We start from the raw sequence: 19,072 nt of genomic DNA, 5'->3' as shown, positions 1-19,072 counted from the left end.
ACCGATTTTTGCCCAAATAACTGCTGAAAAAGCAACTAATCTTGATGTCTACTTGCAATTAAACTGTAAGAGCCAATTTAATTGCTTTTCGGGCAACTAAATTGGCTCAACGGCTGAAGACACACATTTAATTGTATCTGAAGCAACTAAAGTTATTTACACACAGGCTCACGTCTTCACATTCATCCTCAGTTACACAATCACCACTCTGCAACTGTGCCATCCTCTTGACGCCAGACGGGATTTTTCCAGTTGTGTCCGATGCGAGCCATCTCGCGCACCTTCTCTTCATTCACCTCGATACCAAGGCCAGCGCCAGTCAGATTCGTCACAAAACCATCCTTATAATTAAATACGGAAGGGTCGACCAAATAATCCAGCAGGTCACTGCCCTGATTATAGTGGATGCCTAGACTTTGCTCTTGAATGAAAGCATTCGGTGAGCACGTGTCCACTTGTAGACAAGCTGCAAGTGCTATTGGGCCAAGCGGGCAGTGCGGGGCAAGAGCAACATCGTAGGCTTCGGCCATAGCGGCGATTTTACGGGTCTCCATTATGCCCCCGGCATGCGATACATCGGGCTGGATAATATCCACGTAGCCTTGCGCCAGCACTTCCTTGAAGCCCCATCTTGTATACATCCGTTCACCAGTAGCAATGGGACATGATGTATAACGGGCAATCTCGCGCAGCGCTTCATTGTTCTCCGGCAGCACCGGCTCCTCGATAAACATAGGGCGGTAGGGCTCGAGTTCCTTGACGATTATTTTGGCCATCGACTTGTGAACCCGCCCGTGGAAATCTATGCCGATACCGACATCCTTACCGACAGCCTCGCGTACAGCAGCGATCCGCGCAATAGCCTCGTCCACTTTGCTCAACGAATCGATATAATGCATTTCTTCAGTCGCGTTCATCTTGACTGCGGTGAAGCCTGCAGCTACTTGTTGCCTGGCCGCTTCGCCAACATCGCTTGGCCGATCTCCGCCGATCCAGCAATACACCCGTGTGCGATCACGGCAAGCTCCGCCAAGCAGATCATAGATAGGCGCGTTGTAGAACTTGCCTTTGATATCCCACAAGGCTTGTTCGATTCCAGAGATAGCGCTTGACAATATTGGCCCTCCACGGTAGAAGCCCGCCCGGTACAACACTTGGAACAAATCCTCAATTCGCATAGGATCTTGGCCGATGAGGTACTCGCTCATCTCCATTACAGCAGCTCTAACGGTCTCTGCCTTTCCCTCGACAATGGGTTCTCCCCAACCTGAAATCCCCTCATCTGTCTCTATTTTGAGAAACAGCCATCTCGGTGGAACCTTGAATAATTCAAGCTTTGTGATTTTCATTCTGATTTGCTCCCTTCTACTGGTCGTACTTTTTCTGGCTGTTTAACTCCGTCAGATGTCCTTTTAATTATTACATCATTTATGTTGAATTAGGAATATAAATCTCTGTATTCTTGAGGGGTCATCCCGCAATATTTCTTGAAGGCGTGATTGAATGAATGAGGTCGCTGATACCCGAGGTGGGCTGCGATTTCATATATTTTATCCTGACTATGCTTAAGTAAGTACTCTGCTTTGTTCATCCGCGTGCTCAGCACATATTCGCTAAGATTTATACCGGTCTCCAGCTTATAGATCTTAGAAACATAGACTGGGTGGAGGTAGACATGATCCGCAATCGACTGCAGGGAAACATCATCTGAGATATGGCGCTCAACAAAAGAACGGATCTCATTAATAAGCGAACGGCGGGAGTTCTTGGTCTCCTGGTCCATGTCTTCTCTCAAAATCTTCAGCGCACGCAGCGACCAGTCTCTCAATTGACTAACGGAACGAAAAGGGCCGCCTTCTATCATTCTGTCGTACTCCGCTCCAATCAATTCATACAATTGACGACCATTCTTATGTGCAATATAGGTAAAAGACGATGCGATTGTAAAATAAGCTTCAAGCAGATGCTCTTGCGATTCATTATGCTTGGCCTCGATTTCATCAAAAATAGCATGAAGCTTGACTTCAATATCTGCCCAACGAGTAGCCTCGAGAAGATGATGTAGGGTGGGAGGCTCATACAGACTTTGCAAAGAAGGAACAGCAGTCGGCTCTTCCCCCTCTTCCAGACGCATGAAAAGCTCGTGCTCGCTTCCAATGCGGTTACGGAACGCTTTTACCGACTTGTTATACAGCGCTGTCAGATCATTCGGGAATTGGCCCCAATTGCTGATCAGGATGGAAATACTCCCCTTCAAAACATTCTTCACGGCTAACTGCAGTTGAGAGGCGGTACGCTCAAATTCGGAAGTAGCTTCAGGAATCGGTGCATCTTGTTTGAGCTTCATAACGAAGATTAAATAATCATGCACATCCTTTGTATGCCAGCTGTCGAATTTATGAGCGAACAGCTCTTCAACCATGTTGCTGATCGCATATTCCAATAAGGACAAGCTGTACGGATCGAAATCCAGGAAATTTGCTTCGAGCCGAATTACCATAACAACAGCAGATTGGCTTATGAAATCTGGAAGCCCCATCATCTGCATTTTTTCCCGGAGGGAAGCTTCCTGGAATTGGCGTCCCTGGAGCAAATCGTTCAGTAAGTTTCCGCGGAGCAAGGGAAGATTCTCCTTGAACGTATATAGAAGGCGCTGCTTGGAAACGACCTCGTTCCATTCTTCAGTAAGCTTATCGATGATCCGCTGAATGGTTGTAAGTAGATCATGCTCCGTTACCGGCTTTAGCAAATAATCTTCCGTCTTCTGTAGAATGGCTTCCTTCGCGTAATTGAAATCCGAGAAACCGGAAAGCAAGACACATTTCGTTTTTGGCCACCGCCGATTGATTTCACTAATGAGCTCAATCCCTGACATCTCGGGCATGCGAATATCTGTAAGGACGATATCGATGGACGTTTTTTCCAGGATGTTCAGCGCCTCAATACCTGAATAAGCGCTATATACTTGTTCAATACCGACTTGTTGCCAGTTAATCGTAGAGGAGAGACGTTCGACTACATGAACCTCATCATCCACAATCAAAAGTTGAATCATCGTGATTCACCTCCTTGGATGGATTGTGACGCCTGTGCAGAGTGACGGTTCCAAGTCAACACAGCTTTCAGTCCTCCATCAGGGACGTTCTCGAAGGTAAGGCCAGAATGTTCTCCGAATTGGAATAGCAGCCTATGATGTACATTCCAAGTACCGCAGCCAATCTCATCGGTCATAGCGCTCGCCAATTGGGAGCGAAGCTGTCGGAGTCCTTCATCAGTCAGGCCTGCTCCGTTATCTTGAACAATAATCCGATTGGACCATGCGTCTTGTTCGCCCTTAATGGTGATGCGTCCATCACCTCTGCGGTGTTCAATGCCGTGGATAATCGCATTCTCCACTAGAGGTTGTATGATCAGTCGAGGGACCTGCTCGTCGAGCATCTCATCGGGAACCGAAATCTCATATTCCAATCGATGCATTCGAAGGTTCTGGATGTTCAAATAATGCCTGACAAATTCCAACTCTTCTTTGAGCGGTACGGTCTGTTTCTCCACTCGTGTTGTGTAGCGGTAATATTCAGCCAGGTTTTGAGCCATAGCCGCAACGGATTCATTATCCTCGAGCATAGAAGAGTTAATGATGAAAAACAAAGAGTTATACAGGAAATGGGGATTGATTTGAGATTGCAATTGTTTCACAGTTGCTTCTCTAGAGCGAATTTTCTCGACATACACATCTTCGACAAGCACCTGTATTCGTTCCGCCATTTCATTAAACCGCAGAATCAAATAGTCGAATTCATTCTTGGAGCGATACTCAATCCGAGCCGAAAGATCTCCCCTTTCCATTCGATGAATGCTGCGTATCATCTTAAGAATCGGGATTTGCACATTTCGATAGAGCAGGAAGGAAGCAATAACACTCATCAACAACAGCATCAGGGTAGAAACGTAGAATAAATTGCTGGTCGTGGTGATGGGCGCCATTATTTTCTGAACTGGCACATAATCAACCAGATACCAGCCTAACTGCTCAGACTTGATGTAGCTGATCAAATAATCCTGCTTGTCGATCCTTACTTTCTCCTGTCCTGCTTCCTCCATAGGGGTACTTCTGGCGCGAAGGCTGCTAATGATCGGTAATGCAGCATCTTCGAGAGAGGTGTTCCCTCGGATCGGCGCCCATTGATCATGATATAAAAAAGGATCGCTCTGTTTGTCCTGCTTATAGACATCAAGCAGATCCTTAATATTCTGTACGGGAAAGTTTACTTGAAAAACCGTATGCGCCTGATCAAACTGAGTTGCAACTGCCGGCTCGCTGATCTCCCTGACAAATCGGGGAGTTTGGTTTGCCGCTGCTGACTCTTCGAATGTCCATATTTTTCGAATTCTACTCGCCCATGGCCAACTGGTTGCACCATTCACATAAATGCTGGAAGACAGTACTTTCTTTTCTCTAGGCATGATCAAAGTAAGCTCATTCGACCATCCGCTGGATACGCTCTGTAGACTAAGCTTCTCGGTTATGCGGGATTCCGCTTTTAGCCGGTCGGTTGGATAGATGTCTAATTGATCAATAAATTCTCGAATATGAGGATCATTCCCGAGAATGACTGGAAACATAGACAAACGTTCCATTTCGGAATCCAATTGATGCATAAAGAAAGTAAGTTGATTTAGATTGGAGGTCTGAATTTGATCCTGAACAACATTCTTCGTGATGAAGTTGGAATAACTGTACAACAGGAGAATCGGAATAAGCAGAAGGATCACCAGGATCAGAATTCTGCTGAATATATTCAATTTGAACGTCATCGTCCGATCACCTTTCATCTAAACAAGCACAGATGCTTATCCTTTGACAGCGCCCGCCGAGAGTCCGCTTACTACATACCTTTGAGCTAACAAGGCAATGATCAGCACGGGAAGTGTAATAATACATGCCGCCGCCATGAGTGCACCCCAGTTGATTTCGGAGTAAGACATGAAGTTGAATACCGCGATTGGCAGTGTCTTTGTTTTGTCGCCAGCCAGAATAACGGAGAACATGAAGTTGTTCCAGGAAAAGATGAACGACAGCAATGACGAGGTTATGACGCCAGGTCCGGAAATCGGCATAATGACCCGCAAGAACACTTGATGATGGGTACAGCCATCAATTAATCCAGCTTCTTCGATTTCTTTTGGAAGCGCCTCGAAGAAAGAGATCATGATCCAGATAATGAAGGGCAGCCCTACAAGCATATGGCTCAGAATTAACGCTGTGTATGTGTCCACCAATTGAATCTTGGAGAACAGGATGAACCAGGGGATCAGAAATGTAATCCCGGGAATAATTCTGGCTACGAGAATAACTAGTCCCAGCTTGTGCAAGCCATGTCTGGCGATTGCGTATGCAGCAGGAAGTCCAAGCAGCAAGGAGAATACCGTCGAACCAAAAGCAACGAGAAAGCTGTTCCAGATGTACTTCATGAACTCATATTCCTGGAATACACTCGTATAGTTATGTGTCGTCGGTTTGAAAGTAAAGAACTGGCCCGTAGACATAATCTGCGACTGGGTTTTGAATGATGCCAGCAGCATCCATATGAATGGAAAAGCAAATGCCAAGAGGACGACTAACGTGACAAGAGCCATTATCCATCGAGATCTATTTTTTTTCATCGGTTAAGCCGCCTCCAATCGTTTGCGCATCCAAATCATAAATAACGTCAGAGCCATCACAAGAAGAAAGAACAGCACTAGCAGGGAAGAGGCCATGCCCAGCTTGAAATACTGGAACCCAAGCACATACCCGTACAAATTGAGTGTTTCGGAGGCGAAGTTAGGTCCGCCTTGCGTAGTGGCATAAATAATGTCGAACGTTTTGAGAACGTCTATAAGCCTTAGCATAGCTGCTACCAGAATAGTTGGACGCAGCAGAGGCAGAGTAATGGAGACGAATTTCCGCCAGGCGCTTGCGCCATCCACATCAGCCGCCTCATAGGGGTCAGAGGGCAGTGTGGCCATACCAGCCATAACGATTAGAGCGATCATAGGGGTCCATTCCCATACGTCGATAATGATTAAGGAAGGAATAACTTGATTCTCCGAAGCAAGCCAGAGCAAAGGTTTGAACCCGAGCGCGTTAAGAAACTGATTGGCGACACCGATCGTAGGCTCATAAATCAACATCCATACGAGACCCATGGCCACAGGAGTTGCTACCATAGGAAGCAGGAATATCGTCTTTACAAAGTTTTTGCCGCGAAAGTTCCGTGACAGTAACACGGCAATGGCAACCCCAAGGACAACTTCGACCACCAGTGCTGCCCCTGTAAAATAAAAGGTCGATCCCACCGCATGCCAGAAGCGGGTGTCATTGAAGAGTGCGATATAATTCGCAAGCCCCACAAACAAAGGAGGTGTCGTTGCAGACATGCTCCATTCATAGAAGCTGATTCTAACTGTGTATATGATCGGAAAAACCATCATGAGCAGCACGAACAAAACGGCAGGAAGCGTGTAGATCCATTTCAGATTTCGGTCAAACCAGCTAAATTGCAAGGAGACTCACCTTCCCATTATGATGTGTAGTTCTGGATGATCGTCAAAAGGGCCATTTGAATGGCCCTTTTGACGGAGATAAGCCAGAAGTTATTCGAGAGAGCTGTTCTTATTTACCTTTATCTTTGTCCATAATCGCCTGCAGTGCGGCATTGGCCTTATCAGCAACCCCTTGGATGTTTGGATCGCCGGACATTACCTTTTGCACGATCTCACCGACCGCGTCACGAGCTTCACCAACACTGATGACTACCGGGCGATCATGGTCAACACCGATTTTGGAGCTTTCTTTAATAACCGGGACAAGCTCTGCAGGGAAGCCTTGCGTGCCTTCCGGTGTATCCCATGCTGAAGCGCGAGCTCCCGGGTTTCCTTTAGCTTGTGTTTTCAACACGATTTCTTTACTCGAAGCCCATTTGATAAATTCCCATGCCGCGTCTTTGTTTGCCGCTTTGGAGTTCATTGCGAGACCCCAAGATGTGATACTGTAAGGCTTGGAGCCCGATTTGCCGCTAGGGAATACAGCGAATCCAACTTGATCGGACACTTTGGATTTGGTCGGATCCGTCACGTTACCGTAGAGCGAGTTAGCATCAGTTAAGAAGGCGATTTTCCCTTGAGCGAAAATACCGAAAGCTTGTGGCCAGGACATGTTCAGTACTCCTGGAGGACCGTAGTCTTTAAGCAATGTACCGTAAGTTGTAAAAGCTTTGACGGCTTCCGGCGTATTGATCATCGCCTTGTCTCCTTGGGTGAAGTCTGCGCCTTCCGAGTAAAGGAACGAAGAGACTTGGGTGACGAGCGGCGAACGCTGGCCTCTGGCTACGAATCCATACATCTCATTAGTAGGATCATGCAGTTTCTTTACAGCTGCGACTAGTTCGTCTAACGTCTTCGGTACGGCTATGTTTGCTTTTTGCAGCAGATCTTTACGGTAATACAAGATTTCCTGCTCGGTAATAATCGGAATGCCTGCCAATTTGCCGTCTACAGTCGTAGAACCTATAGCGGATTTGGAGAAGTCGTTGAAATCATATTTGGCATCTTTGGTGGAATACGCATCAAGAGGCGCTACCCAGCCGTTCTTAAAGAATAGCTTTCCTTCCTGCAAAGGACGGTACATGAATACGTCTGGCGTTGCTGATCCGGAAGTGAATTGCACGGTCAGCTTTTGCGTCAGTTGATCTTCGAAGAAGCTCTCAACCTTGACCTTTATCCCTGTAGCGGCTTCAAATTCGGGCAGCAAAGGCTTGATGGCCTCTCCCCAAGGATGGTTAGCGGTTACTAAAGAGATGGTTTTCCCTTCAAACGGTTTCGCGGCAGCGCCTGCACCTGCGCCCTGATTGGTGTCCGGCGTTGTTTTTGTAGCACAGCCAGCGACCATAGTAGCGGCCAATAGAACGGACATACCTGCCCCCAACCATCTTTTGGATATCTTTTTCATTGTGGACCTCCCTGGAAAACGAATAGTTATTGTGTACTTCATTCAGATTACTTGAAGTTATATTTCCCTGAAATAACTAAAAATAAAGATCACTAACCTTAACTGAAGCATTTTTTGTATGATTAAAGAATGCAATTGCAACGTTCCGACGTCATGTTGTACAAGCAGCAGGGAAAATGGACGACATGGTTGACGCGAGCTGAGCACCGTCTGTATGCTTAAATCAGCTTAGACTAGAGGCAACTTAAAGGAGGAAATAGAGTCATGCGCACCTTGATTACTGTTGCAAATCGGGATTTCCGCCGAACTTTATTCAGCGAAGAAGCATTAAATAAGCTTGCCTCTGTATCCGATGTTGATTGGGTACCCGAAGGGGAAGCGTTCACCTCAGAGATGTTGACCGAGCAGATTGCTCGATATGATGCCGTTATAACCACATGGGGCTCGCCGAAGCTTACAGAGAAAGTGCTTGCCAGAGCTTCCAGACTGAAGTATGTAGGACATGCAGCAGGAACCGTCGTGCCGATTGTAGAACCTAATATATTCGACCGTGAACCAGTAATTATGGTGACGAACGCTAATTATGCGCTTGCGCGCTCTACTGCTGAGCTAACCATGATGTTGATGATGGCGGGAGCATGGAACCTGAGAACTTATACAGATCAGCTGCAGCGCGGACATTGGAGGAATAACTCGGAAGAGACCGTCCTAGGCTTATATGGCCAAACGATTGGATTAATCGGGTATGGAGAAATATCCAAGGAATTGATCCGCCTGTTGAAGCCCTTCAACGTTACGGTGCTGATGTATTCCCGCAACTGTCCGGACGATGAAGCAGAACAACTTGGAATAGAGAAATGCGGGTTGGATGAATTGCTGCGGAGAAGCTCGATTGTATCGCTGCACAATACGTTAACGGCCCAGACGCGGGGCATGATTGGGCGGGAACAGCTCAAGCTGATGCGTGACGGAGCATTACTCGTCAATACTGCGAGAGGACCGATCGTGCAGGAGCAAGCTCTGTTGGAGGAATTGCAATCAGGACGTATATTCGCAGCGCTGGACGTCTTCGATACGGAGCCCGTACCTGCCGATCATCCGCTGCTTCAGCTGCCAAATGCATTGTGTTCCCCTCATATTGGAGCCTTGTCCGGCTATTGGAAATCCAAATTGGGCGAGACGGTCATTGATGATCTCATTCGGATGCTTCGCGGGGAACCGCTGGAAGGCAGGATCACGAAGGAAAAGTTCGCCATATTAACACCGAAGTGAGTGATGCGTAATGGAATTTATTATTGTGTACTTATTGATACTTAACTTTGCCGGGTTTGCCGTGATGGGCGTTGATAAGAACTTGGCCAAACAGAGAGAACGACGAATACCGGAGAGACGCCTTTTTCTAACCGCCCTTGCGGGAGGTGCAGCCGGCATCTGGATCGGGATGCGATTATGGCGTCATAAAACCATGCACAATTCCTTCACGGTGGGGATTCCATTGTTATTTGTTTTAAATGTTGTTGTGGTTATTTTTCTTTTGACCTACCCCTTTTCTTAAAGGGGTCTTTTTTGTTGGGGTGGCTGTTAGTTAGGGCTGGTCAAACATTGTGTTTTTGCTAGAACAATGGGATAATAAATAGTTATACTATGATTGTATGGAGGCAGCTTATTTGGAGCGTTATCCTTTTTCCTATCTACCCTCTCAACCTTTCACCCAACAGCTTGGTGAGTGGATCGCTGACGTGTTTTACGACATTTTGCCAGAGCATGGGTTCGAAGTACGTGATGAGCAGATTTTCATGGCGTTTCAGCTGGAACGGGCGTTTGCCGAGAAACAGACGATCTTCGCAGAAGCAGGTGTGGGAACCGGGAAGACTTTAGTTTATTTGTTATATGCGATTTGTTATGCCAGATATACGAGGAAGCCGGCAGTGATTGCTTGTGCGGATGAGTCACTGATCGAGCAGTTAGTTAAACCTGAGGGTGATATTGCCAAGCTTATTCGTCATTTGGAGCTATCGATCGATGCGAGATTGGGTAAGTCGCAAGACAACTACCTTTGCCTTGTGAAGCTGGATGATGCCAGAGGCCGAGGGGATGAAGAGCAGTTTGACGATATTTATGAAGGATTACCTAAGTTCGTGCGTACCCCTGAAGCGCTGCAGTCCTTCCATGCGTACGGTGATCGTAAACAGTATCCGGATCTGAATGATTCGCAGTGGAATCAGATCAGTTGGGACAGCTTTCAGGACTGTTTTGTATGCGACAAGCGCCATCGCTGCGGCCAAACCTTATCGCGTGATCATTATCGGAAGTCGAGTGAGCTGATTATTTGTTCGCATGACTTTTATATGGAGCATGTATGGACATATGAAGGACGGAAACGTGAGGGGCAGCTGCCGTTGTTGCCAGACCATTGCGCAGTTATTTTCGATGAGGGGCACCTACTCGAGCCAGCTGCTCAAAAGGCGTTAACGTATAAGCTGAAGCATGCTGCTTTTGAAACGATTATCGTTCGACTGCTGCAAGGGCAGATTCGAGAATCTTTGGCAGTTCTTATAGATGAAGCGATCGATCAAAGTGAAGCGATGTTCCAGGTGTTGGAGCATCAGTGTGAAGCAATCCCAGGATCGGAGCGGAAGCAGATTACTTTGAACGATTCCCTGCTCAAGGAGGTTCGCCGCTTCCGTTCCATTCTTACGGCAATAGAAGAAGAACTGGTATTCGAAAGTGAGCTATATACATTAAACGATTATCAGCTGCGCATTGTAGAAGAGCATATCGAGATGCTGCAGAAATCGCTTAGCCTGTTCGATCAGCCGAATCGGTTAATCTGCTGGGCGACGGAAAGCGAGGAAGGACTTACTCTAGCGATTATGCCTAGAACCGTAAAGGAAGTCTTGAAGGAGCGGGTGTTTTCTTTGCGAATGCCGATCGTGTTCTCCTCAGCTACACTTTCTGTAGAGGGGTCCTTCGATTATGTGGCAGACAGTCTGGGGATTGACAAGTACTTGTCGTTCTCCGTTGAGTCTCCTTACGATTACGAAACGCAGATGAAAGCTTTGGCACCTGAATGGTTGAATGCTGTTTCCTTCGAGGAGAAAATGAAAGCTGCAGTTGGGCTGCTCCAACGATCTGAAGGAAGAGCGCTGCTGCTGTTCCCGTCAAAAGAAGAGCTGCTGCAATTCAAACAGGAAATTGTGAAGGTTAAGGAATGCTCATGGATGCGGTTCTTATACGAAGGCGATCGGGAGATTAGCCGCTTGATCTCGGATTTCCAACAGGATGAGCAGAGCGTGTTGTGTGCGGTTAGCCTGTGGGAAGGGTTGGACGTTCCAGGTCCATCCTTGTCCAATGTTATTGTGTGGTCCTTACCTTATCCGCCGCGCGATCCAGTGTTTATGTCCAAACGCAAAGATACTTCCGAACCTTTTGAAGAGGTGGATCTGCCTTATATGCTGCTGCGTCTGAGGCAAGGGATGGGACGGTTAATCCGTTCCCGCGAGGATAGCGGTATGGTAGCGATCTTGAGTGAAGAGCTGCGGGATGGACATCCGGTGCGTAAGCATGTAGACGCAGTGCTTCCGAAGGGCGTTAAGCTTGAAGGGATTTAATTAGGTTGTGAGAGGGCACTGCCTATAGAGGTAGTGTTCTTTTTTTATAAGTAAAACTGGCTAACTGATCTCCACAGTACCTGAGCAGTAACAGACAAGCAAACGAACTGGACCCTTTCGTAATCTTGCTCTCCCATTCCTGACACTTTCCCCCTCCGGCGTTATATGGGTATACTGAATTTGGAGGTGGTTCCAATGCCTACTAGCATCAAAATGACCGATGAACTGTGGCAAGCTATTATTCGCAACGATTCAGCCTATGATGGACGATTTTACTATGGGGTAAGGACGACTGGAATCTTTTGCAGACCCTCGTGCAAATCGAAAAATCCCAATATAGAACATGTGAATTTGTTCGAGAATGCGGAGCAGGCACTGGCGGATAGCTTCCGTCCATGCAAGCGGTGCAAGCCGGACAACATGCGGTTACCTGATGAGGAATGGGTGCAGCAGTTGATCCAGTTTATAGAAGAGCGGTATGGGGAGCCTCTAACACTGCAAGTGCTTGCCGATGCGATTCATGCAAGTCCGTACCATTTGCACCGCATGTTCAAGCGGATTCAAGGAGAGACCCCGTTAGAATATATTCAGAAGATTCGTCTAAGGGAAGCCAGAAGAATACTTTCGGAGTCGAGCCACCTAACCGTCTCAGAAATAGCCAAGAGGGTAGGCTTTCCTAATTCAGCTTACTTCGCGACTTTGTTCCACAAAAAGACGGGGATGACGCCTAGTGATTACCGGAATAACACGCTTAAAGCAGCCGATGTGTGAATAGAAGCGGAGAATAATAAGGAGGTTTGAGATCATGAGCAGCACCATCCAAACTGTGCAAGAACAGGAACAAATAAGCTGGACGCAGTTCAAGTGGAGCCAGTGGCAAATGTATATAGCAGCAACTAGCCGCGGCCTTTGTTATGTGAACACACCTGATGCTTCTTTCGATATCATGAGCAGTTGGCTGCAGCGTCATTATCCCAAGCATCGCATGGTGCAAAATGATGACGGCTTAACCCCGTATGTCCAGCAGCTCACGCAATATTTTGAAGGCAAACGAAAGGAATTCGAGCTTACTCTGGACTTGAGCAGCGGCACAGAATTCCAGCAATCGGTGTGGGCAGAGCTAGGCAAGCTCCCGCACGGCTCAACACATACGTACTCGGATCTCGCTAATTCGATTGGAAGACCGACTGCTTCTCGTGCAGTAGGGGCAGCTATAGGCGCCAATCCATTGTTGATCGTCGTTCCCTGTCATCGGGTCATTGGGAAGAGCGGCGCGCTAACGGGTTATCGCGGCGGAATGCCTGTCAAGACGAAGCTTCTTCAACTCGAGGGCAGTTTGTAAACTTTACACAATCTTATCCAGATCTTAACTCCGTCAACATATCGACAAGTTATACTGGAATCATCCTGACGACTCGACTCAAAAGGAGATGATTCCAAGTGGCCTTCACATATATTCATATGGAGACCAAGAAGAAGTCTTTAACAATCGAACCGAGCATACATGATACAGCAACCCTGCACAAAACGTACATGGGCGAGTGGACCGCAATTGGAGCGAGGAGCCGATTGAATGAAGTCACGTTTGGCGACTACAGCTACTGTGTGGATGAGGTTCAGATCAATTATACCGAGATCGGCAAGTTCTGCTCGATTGCTTCCCATGTATGCATCAATCCGGGGAATCATCCGATGTGGAGAGTGACGCAACATCATGCAACGTATCGCAGAGCCTCCTATCAGTTCGATGAGTCTGATGATACGGAATTCTTCGAATGGAGAAGATCCCACAAGGTTTCGATTGGCAACGATGTATGGATCGGCCATGGAGCAACCATCATGCCTGGTGTCACGATTGGTACAGGAGCTGTGGTCGGCTCAGGGGCAGTAGTGACCAAGGATGTGGAGCCTTACATGGTTGTAGCAGGCGTGCCAGCCAAGCCGATCAAAGAAAGATTTACCCGCGAAGTCGCCCGTCAATTAATGGATATTGCTTGGTGGGATTGGTCACGAGAAATGTTGAATGCTAGATTCGGAGAATTAAACGAGTTAGATACGTTTCTCACGCAGAGACACCATAATGTATGACCCTTAACACTTTTCTACGAGAGTAGAGAAGTGTTTTTTCTTGCAATTATGAATTTTCTTAATATTTTCTACACTTCTCGTTAACACTGCCCTGATGTCGACAAGTTACTTTGAAATCAAGCGAGAAATAGACTTAAGCCTTGGAGGTGATAAGTATGATGAGGGAGTCAGACATACAGAAAGCTACTCCCCGTTACCTGGAAATTGCAGATACACTTCAAACCGAAATTGGAAACGGAACTTACAAAAGAGATGAACGTCTTCCTTCAGAAGCGCAGTTGTGCAATCGTTTTCGAGAGAATCGTTATACGATCAGACAAGCTTTGGATATTCTTCTGCACACAGGTGTCATTCGATCCCATCAGGGAAAAGGTCATTATGTTTGTGAGAAACCGCTTGATCTTCAATATACGATTACGCCAAGCATGAGGTATTCCAATGTAATAGCTTTGCTCGGGTGCACACCTATGTCGAAGCTGTTAAGACAAGAAAAGCTGATTCCACCTATAGTTATTGCCGCCGGACTCCAGCTTAATCCGGATGAAGAAGCCTTCCGATTAGAAATATTGCGTTACGCCGACAGTATACCGCTAACGTGGAACATCACATGGCTTCCTGTCAAATACTTTCCAGAGCTGCTGACGAATACCCACTCATTAGGCTCGCTTTACGAGATGCTTGAAGGTGTGTACGATGTGCAGCTGCACCGAATATGGTCGACCTTTCAGGCTACTTATCCAACAGCAGAGGAAGCGCGGTATTTGCAAATCTCTCCGAATACGAATTTGCTGCACATTGAGAGTGTGATGAGAGATGGCGATATGCGGCTAGTCGAGTATACATCAGCCAAGTATCGAGGAGATCTGTGCCGAGTATCAATCCAATTCGAATAATAAAAAGGTGGAGGAATTGAAAATGATCAGCAAGCCAGGATTGACATTGCCCGTCTGGAAAAAAAGCGTTGCCGTTCTAATGATAGCTGGATTAGCTGTACTCGCGTCAGGCTGCGGTGGAAGCGGACAAACAACAAAAGCAGTTGGCGCAGGCCCTAATCCATCCGCTCAAGCAACCGAAGCCCCGAAGATGCCTGAGGTTCTGCGTGTAGGTGTACTGCCAGGTGAAGAAGAAGGCAAGCTATCCCGCGGAAATAAGAAGTTTGTTGAGGACTTAGGAAAAGCAACGGGGTTGAAGACAGAGCTATTCGTAGGAGATGACTACACAGCCGTTATTGAAGCCATGCGCACGAAGAAGATTGATATTGCTTCATTCGGACCTTTCTCCTATATCATCGCGGCTGAACGAAGCGGCGCCATTCCCTTTGCTGTCAAAGCAACAAGCCTCGAAGCAGCTTTCTATCACAGTCTGATAGTAGTTCCAGCGGATTCCAAGGCACAGAAGCTGGAAGATTTGAAAGGGAAAACGTTTCTTTTCGCAGACCCTGCCTCTACCTCCGGTCATTTGTTCCCGCGTGCCATATTTATCAATAAGCTAGGCATCAAGACAGAGGATGTTGAGACTTATTTCTCTAATCTGTCGTTCTCGGGCGGGCATGACAAGTCGATTCTCGCGGTTGCCAAGAAAACAGCAGATGGCGCTGGAGTGTGTGACACATGTATTAAGAAAGTTATCGATGCAGGCTTGGTAAAAGAGTCCGACTTCCGGATTATTGCGAAATCCGATCCGATCCCCACTAGCCCTTTCACGTATCGGAATGATCTGCCTGCAGAATTAGTAGAGAAGATCAAAGCCTTCATGTTCGATTACCATAATCAAGGCGCAGAGCCAGGATTCTTCGCAAATGGAACACAACGGTTCTTCCCGATTCAAGACAAAGACTATCAAGTAGTCAAAGATACGGCCAAGGCGCTTAATATGAGCCCCGAGCAATTGCTGAAATAGTAGAGAAGGTAGGGTGAATGCTGGAATGGCTGCTTTATTGGAAATCCGTAATCTAAGAAAAGTATATAGTGACGGCACAACTGCCTTGCAAAAGGTGGATTTCAAAGTAGATCGCGGAGAATTCGTAGTTGTGATCGGTTCGAGCGGAGCGGGGAAAAGCACATTGCTGCGCTGTATCAATCGCTTGGTTCAGCCCTCGGACGGTTCAATCCTGTTCAATAACCTCGATGCGACCAAGGCGAATAACCGGGAAGTCAGGAAGCTGCGCCGTGAAGTAGGCATGATCTTCCAAAGCTTCAATCTAATAGAGCGTGTATCCGTCCTCAAAAATGTGCTGCACGGACGTCTTGGTTACATGAATCCTCTAACCGGAACGCTTGGCATATATTCCAAGCATGATATCGAAGAGGCTAAGAAAATATTAAGCCGTCTAGGCTTGAATCAACAAATCTATAAGCGTGCAGATGAGCTCAGCGGCGGTCAACAGCAGCGCGTAGGGATCGCGCGAGCACTTTCCCAGAAGCCCCAATTAATTCTGGCGGATGAACCGATTGCTAGTCTGGACCCTGTGACTTCGGAGACCATCATGACGCATCTTCACACGATATGTCAGGAAGACGGAATTACTTGTGTGGTCAATCTGCATCAGGTGGAAGTAGCTAAGAAATATGCAACTCGTATTATCGGGATTCATAAGGGAACAGTGGCATTCGACGGCAAGCCTGCTGAGCTGTCAGACGAAGCGATTCATCAAATATACCAGAAATAATCCAAGAGGAGCTGCGCGGAATCATGGAAGATCGGTTGAAGGAATTGCAACGGCAGAAGAAGCTGCAGTCCTGGCTGCTTGTAGCAGCAATCGTAGCCATCTCGGTATGGTCGGCAATGGAAACGGGTTTCTCGTTAATCGAGCTTTCTATAGGGGGAGCCGAGATATTCCGATTTATTGTGTTCGATTTCCTGCCTCCAGACTTCACCAAGATCGGCAAGCTGATCGGACCGGCGCTAGATACGATCTATATCAGCTTTGTCGCTATGGTTGTAGGTGCTGTGTTGTCCATGATATTAGCCTTTTTCGCGGCAACGACAACGGCTCCTAGCAAATGGATCCAAGTCGGAGTAAGAGCGATATGTTCGGTTATGCGCAATATCCCTACACTGATCTGGGCTATCCTGCTTGTGTTTGCCTATGGACTAGGGACTACCGTTGGCTGTATTGCGCTGATCCTGACCTCAATCGGGACATTAACGAGGGCTTACGCGGAAGTGCTGGAAGAAATCGATATGGGTCAGGTTGAAGCGGTAAGAGCTACAGGCGCCTCCTATGGTCAGGTGCTCGGGCAAGCGGTTATGCCGCAGTTCATGCCTGGCTTCGTTGGCTGGTCCCTGTATAAGCTGGAGCTGAATATTCGAGCCTCCACGATTATCGGGATGGTCGGCGGAGGCGGACTTGGGTTCGCCATTCAAAAAGGGATCAAGCTGTTTCAATACCAGGAGGTCAGCCTGGCCATCATCATGGTCATCTTGATCGTAATCATGACAGAATGGACGACTAGTAAAATAAGGGAGCGAATTCTATGAGTACAGAATGGACTCAAACCGCAGGCAAGCTTGCGGACATCCATCGACCGGGATTAGGCGATTTTCCTCGTAAGCCAAGAAGAGATCCACTATTAGTAGGCGCGGCCATTTTTGGAGCGATTTTCTTTATCTTTTGCCTGGTGAAGCTGAACTTTGATTACTACAAAATTTTTCAAGGGACGTTGACGTTTATAGGTTCGTTCACCAAAATGTTCCCTCCGAATGTATCGGATTGGAAAGAAATACTGTCAGCAGGAGTCGTTACTCTGCAAGTAGCCATTGTAGGAACAGTGATGGCTGTTGTGATCGCATTCTTTCTATCGTTTCTGGCAGCAGAGAATGTGTCTCCGAAGACATCTTATACCGTCAAGGCAATCGCTTCCTTTCTCCGAGCGGTTCCTACGCTGGTGTGGGCTTTAATTTTTATCGTTGCGGTGGGGCTTGGGCCTTTTCCCGGTATTCTGGCCATTGGAGTCCATGCAGTTGGGATGTTGGTCAAAGTATTCTCGCAATCGATTGAAGAAGTGGATGACGGCGTGTTGGAGGCGATGCGGGCTACAGGAGCCGGTTGGCTGCAAATTATGGCGCAAGGTGTGCTTCCCAGTGTGTTTACTTCTTTCTTGGCCTGGAGCGTGTTCCGTCTGGAAATTGATATCGGGGAGTCGGTCATTCTTGGGGCTGTCGGCGCTGGTGGGATCGGATGGGAAATCTCCAATGCGATGAGAGCTTACGAGTTCGATACCGTAGGATTCGTGGCTCTGATCATTTTCGTGATGGTATTCAGCGTTGAGTATGTCAGCAATCGGTTAAAAACGAAAATCCGCAGGAGGGCCTGATATGGGTGCAGTCATAATGAAAAAATCGCAAATTTCGCGGATTCTGATAGAAGGTAATCCTGATTTGCTGCAGCGGTTATGTGAGCAGATCGAACAGCGCTATGAAGTAACAGAAGTGAAGCCGCCTGAGAAAAGTCTCGTTATGACCAAAGCAAAGGACTCGGTATCCGGGCAGCCTTTCTACTTGGGTGAGGTGTTGGTTACGGAATGCACCATTTCGATTGATGGAGTGTATGGATTCGGTGCTCTGATGGGAGAACATCCCGAGAAAGCTTACCAGTTAGCTGTTGTAGATGCGGCTTTTCATGCCAAGCTGCCCGAAACAGAGTCCTGGTATGTGGAGCTTCAGGCGGAAGAGGAACAGATCACGGCCCGTCATAGGCTCGAGTATTCGCAAGCCATGAGAACGAAAGTTAACTTTGACACCATGGAGGAGTACAATGCCAAACGTTAAAGAACGGCCATTCGATCGTGTACATGATACGCAATTCATCTATCGACAGCTGTTGGATGCCATGTCCAGGCCTGGTCAGATAAGCAGCATCCATGCAGTAAGCGCCCGAGCTGCCGACACTTCTCCCTTGCAAGCGATGATTGCTTGTTATGCGTTCACATTGCTGGATGGGGAGGTAAGCTTCTCCGTTGAGATGGAAGACCGTTCAAATCTGGAAGCTTATATCCGTATGCTGACCTTTAGCCGTGTTCAAACAGCAGCTGAGGCGGACTACATTTTTGCGGATGGTCAAAGAAATGAAGATGAGATTGTAGACTTGTTCGCAAAAGTGAACAAAGGCACGTTGATCCGTCCAGAAGGCGGCGCAACAATATTCATTTTGGTTGATACACTTGAAGCTGCGGGAAACGAGGAAGGCTGCTGGACACTCACAGGCCCGGGGATCAAAGATAGCTGCACGTTATGTGTGCAAGGACTGTCGAAGGCTTGGGTGGATGAACGTGCTAAGGTAAATGCCGAATACCCTATGGGCGTAGACATAGTGCTGTTCACAGAGAACGGGAACATGACGGCATTGCCTAGAACTACGATCATGAAGGAGGCGTGTCTCTAA

At 47.4% G+C, this 19,072-nt stretch carries 19 protein-coding genes; 13 read left to right on the top strand and 6 right to left on the bottom strand.

Features of this window, described 5'->3' with window-relative positions; genetic code table 11:
- Positions 1–200: 200 nt before the first annotated feature.
- From dgoD to AC58QD_RS23310, 6 genes are all read right to left on the bottom strand, one after another.
- Positions 201–1,349 carry a galactonate dehydratase gene (dgoD, locus tag AC58QD_RS23335; RefSeq protein WP_497337411.1) on the bottom strand — a complete coding sequence of 383 codons (1,149 nt, stop codon included), beginning with the start codon at positions 1,347–1,349 and terminating at the stop codon, positions 201–203.
- 89 nt (positions 1,350–1,438) lie between these two features.
- Positions 1,439–3,055 (bottom strand): response regulator, encoded by a 1,617-nt coding sequence (locus AC58QD_RS23330; RefSeq protein WP_497337410.1) that lies wholly within the window; start codon positions 3,053–3,055, stop codon positions 1,439–1,441.
- Positions 3,052–4,815 (bottom strand): sensor histidine kinase, encoded by a 1,764-nt coding sequence (locus tag AC58QD_RS23325; protein WP_497337409.1) that lies wholly within the window; start codon positions 4,813–4,815, stop codon positions 3,052–3,054. Before AC58QD_RS23325 ends, AC58QD_RS23330 begins: the two co-directional genes overlap by 4 nt.
- Positions 4,816–4,851: 36 nt before the next feature.
- A complete protein-coding gene (locus tag AC58QD_RS23320; RefSeq protein WP_497337408.1) occupies positions 4,852–5,664 on the bottom strand; it encodes a carbohydrate ABC transporter permease in 813 nt (270 codons plus the stop codon).
- Between the two features lie 3 nt (positions 5,665–5,667).
- Complete coding sequence (locus AC58QD_RS23315) at positions 5,668–6,546, bottom strand: carbohydrate ABC transporter permease (protein ID WP_497337407.1); 879 nt, start codon at positions 6,544–6,546, stop codon at positions 5,668–5,670.
- A gap of 109 nt (positions 6,547–6,655) precedes the next feature.
- On the bottom strand, positions 6,656–7,990 hold the full coding sequence (locus AC58QD_RS23310) for an ABC transporter substrate-binding protein (protein ID WP_497337406.1): 1,335 nt from the start codon (positions 7,988–7,990) through the stop codon (positions 6,656–6,658).
- A 264-nt stretch (positions 7,991–8,254) separates the two neighbouring features.
- Between AC58QD_RS23310 and AC58QD_RS23305 the strand changes: the two genes are divergently transcribed.
- From AC58QD_RS23305 to phnH, 13 genes are all read left to right on the top strand, one after another.
- Entirely contained in the window at positions 8,255–9,262 is a 1,008-nt protein-coding gene (locus tag AC58QD_RS23305; protein WP_497337405.1) for a hydroxyacid dehydrogenase, read from the top strand.
- A 10-nt stretch (positions 9,263–9,272) separates the two neighbouring features.
- A complete protein-coding gene (locus AC58QD_RS23300) occupies positions 9,273–9,545 on the top strand; it encodes a DUF1294 domain-containing protein (RefSeq protein ID WP_497337404.1) in 273 nt (90 codons plus the stop codon).
- A 112-nt stretch (positions 9,546–9,657) separates the two neighbouring features.
- Entirely contained in the window at positions 9,658–11,601 is a 1,944-nt protein-coding gene (locus tag AC58QD_RS23295) for an ATP-dependent DNA helicase (protein ID WP_497337403.1), read from the top strand.
- A gap of 195 nt (positions 11,602–11,796) precedes the next feature.
- Positions 11,797–12,372, top strand: a complete 576-nt coding sequence (locus tag AC58QD_RS23290) for a bifunctional transcriptional activator/DNA repair enzyme AdaA (protein ID WP_497337402.1) — start codon at positions 11,797–11,799, stop codon at positions 12,370–12,372.
- Positions 12,373–12,406: 34 nt separating this feature from the next.
- Positions 12,407–12,943, top strand: a complete 537-nt coding sequence (locus AC58QD_RS23285; protein ID WP_497337401.1) for a methylated-DNA--[protein]-cysteine S-methyltransferase — start codon at positions 12,407–12,409, stop codon at positions 12,941–12,943.
- A gap of 98 nt (positions 12,944–13,041) precedes the next feature.
- Entirely contained in the window at positions 13,042–13,689 is a 648-nt protein-coding gene (locus AC58QD_RS23280; RefSeq protein ID WP_497337400.1) for a DapH/DapD/GlmU-related protein, read from the top strand.
- Positions 13,690–13,844: 155 nt separating this feature from the next.
- On the top strand, positions 13,845–14,582 hold the full coding sequence (locus AC58QD_RS23275; protein ID WP_497337399.1) for a GntR family transcriptional regulator: 738 nt from the start codon (positions 13,845–13,847) through the stop codon (positions 14,580–14,582).
- Positions 14,583–14,604: 22 nt separating this feature from the next.
- Positions 14,605–15,588 (top strand): phosphate/phosphite/phosphonate ABC transporter substrate-binding protein, encoded by a 984-nt coding sequence (phnD, locus tag AC58QD_RS23270; protein ID WP_497337398.1) that lies wholly within the window; start codon positions 14,605–14,607, stop codon positions 15,586–15,588.
- Positions 15,589–15,613: 25 nt separating this feature from the next.
- Positions 15,614–16,357, top strand: a complete 744-nt coding sequence (gene phnC, locus AC58QD_RS23265; RefSeq protein WP_497337397.1) for a phosphonate ABC transporter ATP-binding protein — start codon at positions 15,614–15,616, stop codon at positions 16,355–16,357.
- Positions 16,358–16,380: 23 nt separating this feature from the next.
- A complete protein-coding gene (phnE, locus tag AC58QD_RS23260; RefSeq protein ID WP_497337396.1) occupies positions 16,381–17,169 on the top strand; it encodes a phosphonate ABC transporter, permease protein PhnE in 789 nt (262 codons plus the stop codon).
- A complete protein-coding gene (gene phnE, locus AC58QD_RS23255; protein ID WP_497337395.1) occupies positions 17,166–18,005 on the top strand; it encodes a phosphonate ABC transporter, permease protein PhnE in 840 nt (279 codons plus the stop codon). The genes phnE (AC58QD_RS23260) and phnE (AC58QD_RS23255) overlap by 4 nt, the downstream gene beginning before the upstream one ends.
- Before the next feature lies 1 nt (position 18,006).
- Positions 18,007–18,459, top strand: coding sequence for a phosphonate C-P lyase system protein PhnG (phnG, locus tag AC58QD_RS23250; protein WP_497337394.1), 453 nt, complete (start codon positions 18,007–18,009; stop codon positions 18,457–18,459).
- Positions 18,446–19,072, top strand: a complete 627-nt coding sequence (gene phnH, locus AC58QD_RS23245) for a phosphonate C-P lyase system protein PhnH (protein WP_497337393.1) — start codon at positions 18,446–18,448, stop codon at positions 19,070–19,072. The genes phnG and phnH overlap by 14 nt, the downstream gene beginning before the upstream one ends.

The organism is Paenibacillus sp. J2R1T-4, assembly GCF_059692235.1.
This window is presented reverse-complemented; position numbering and strand designations above follow the sequence as displayed.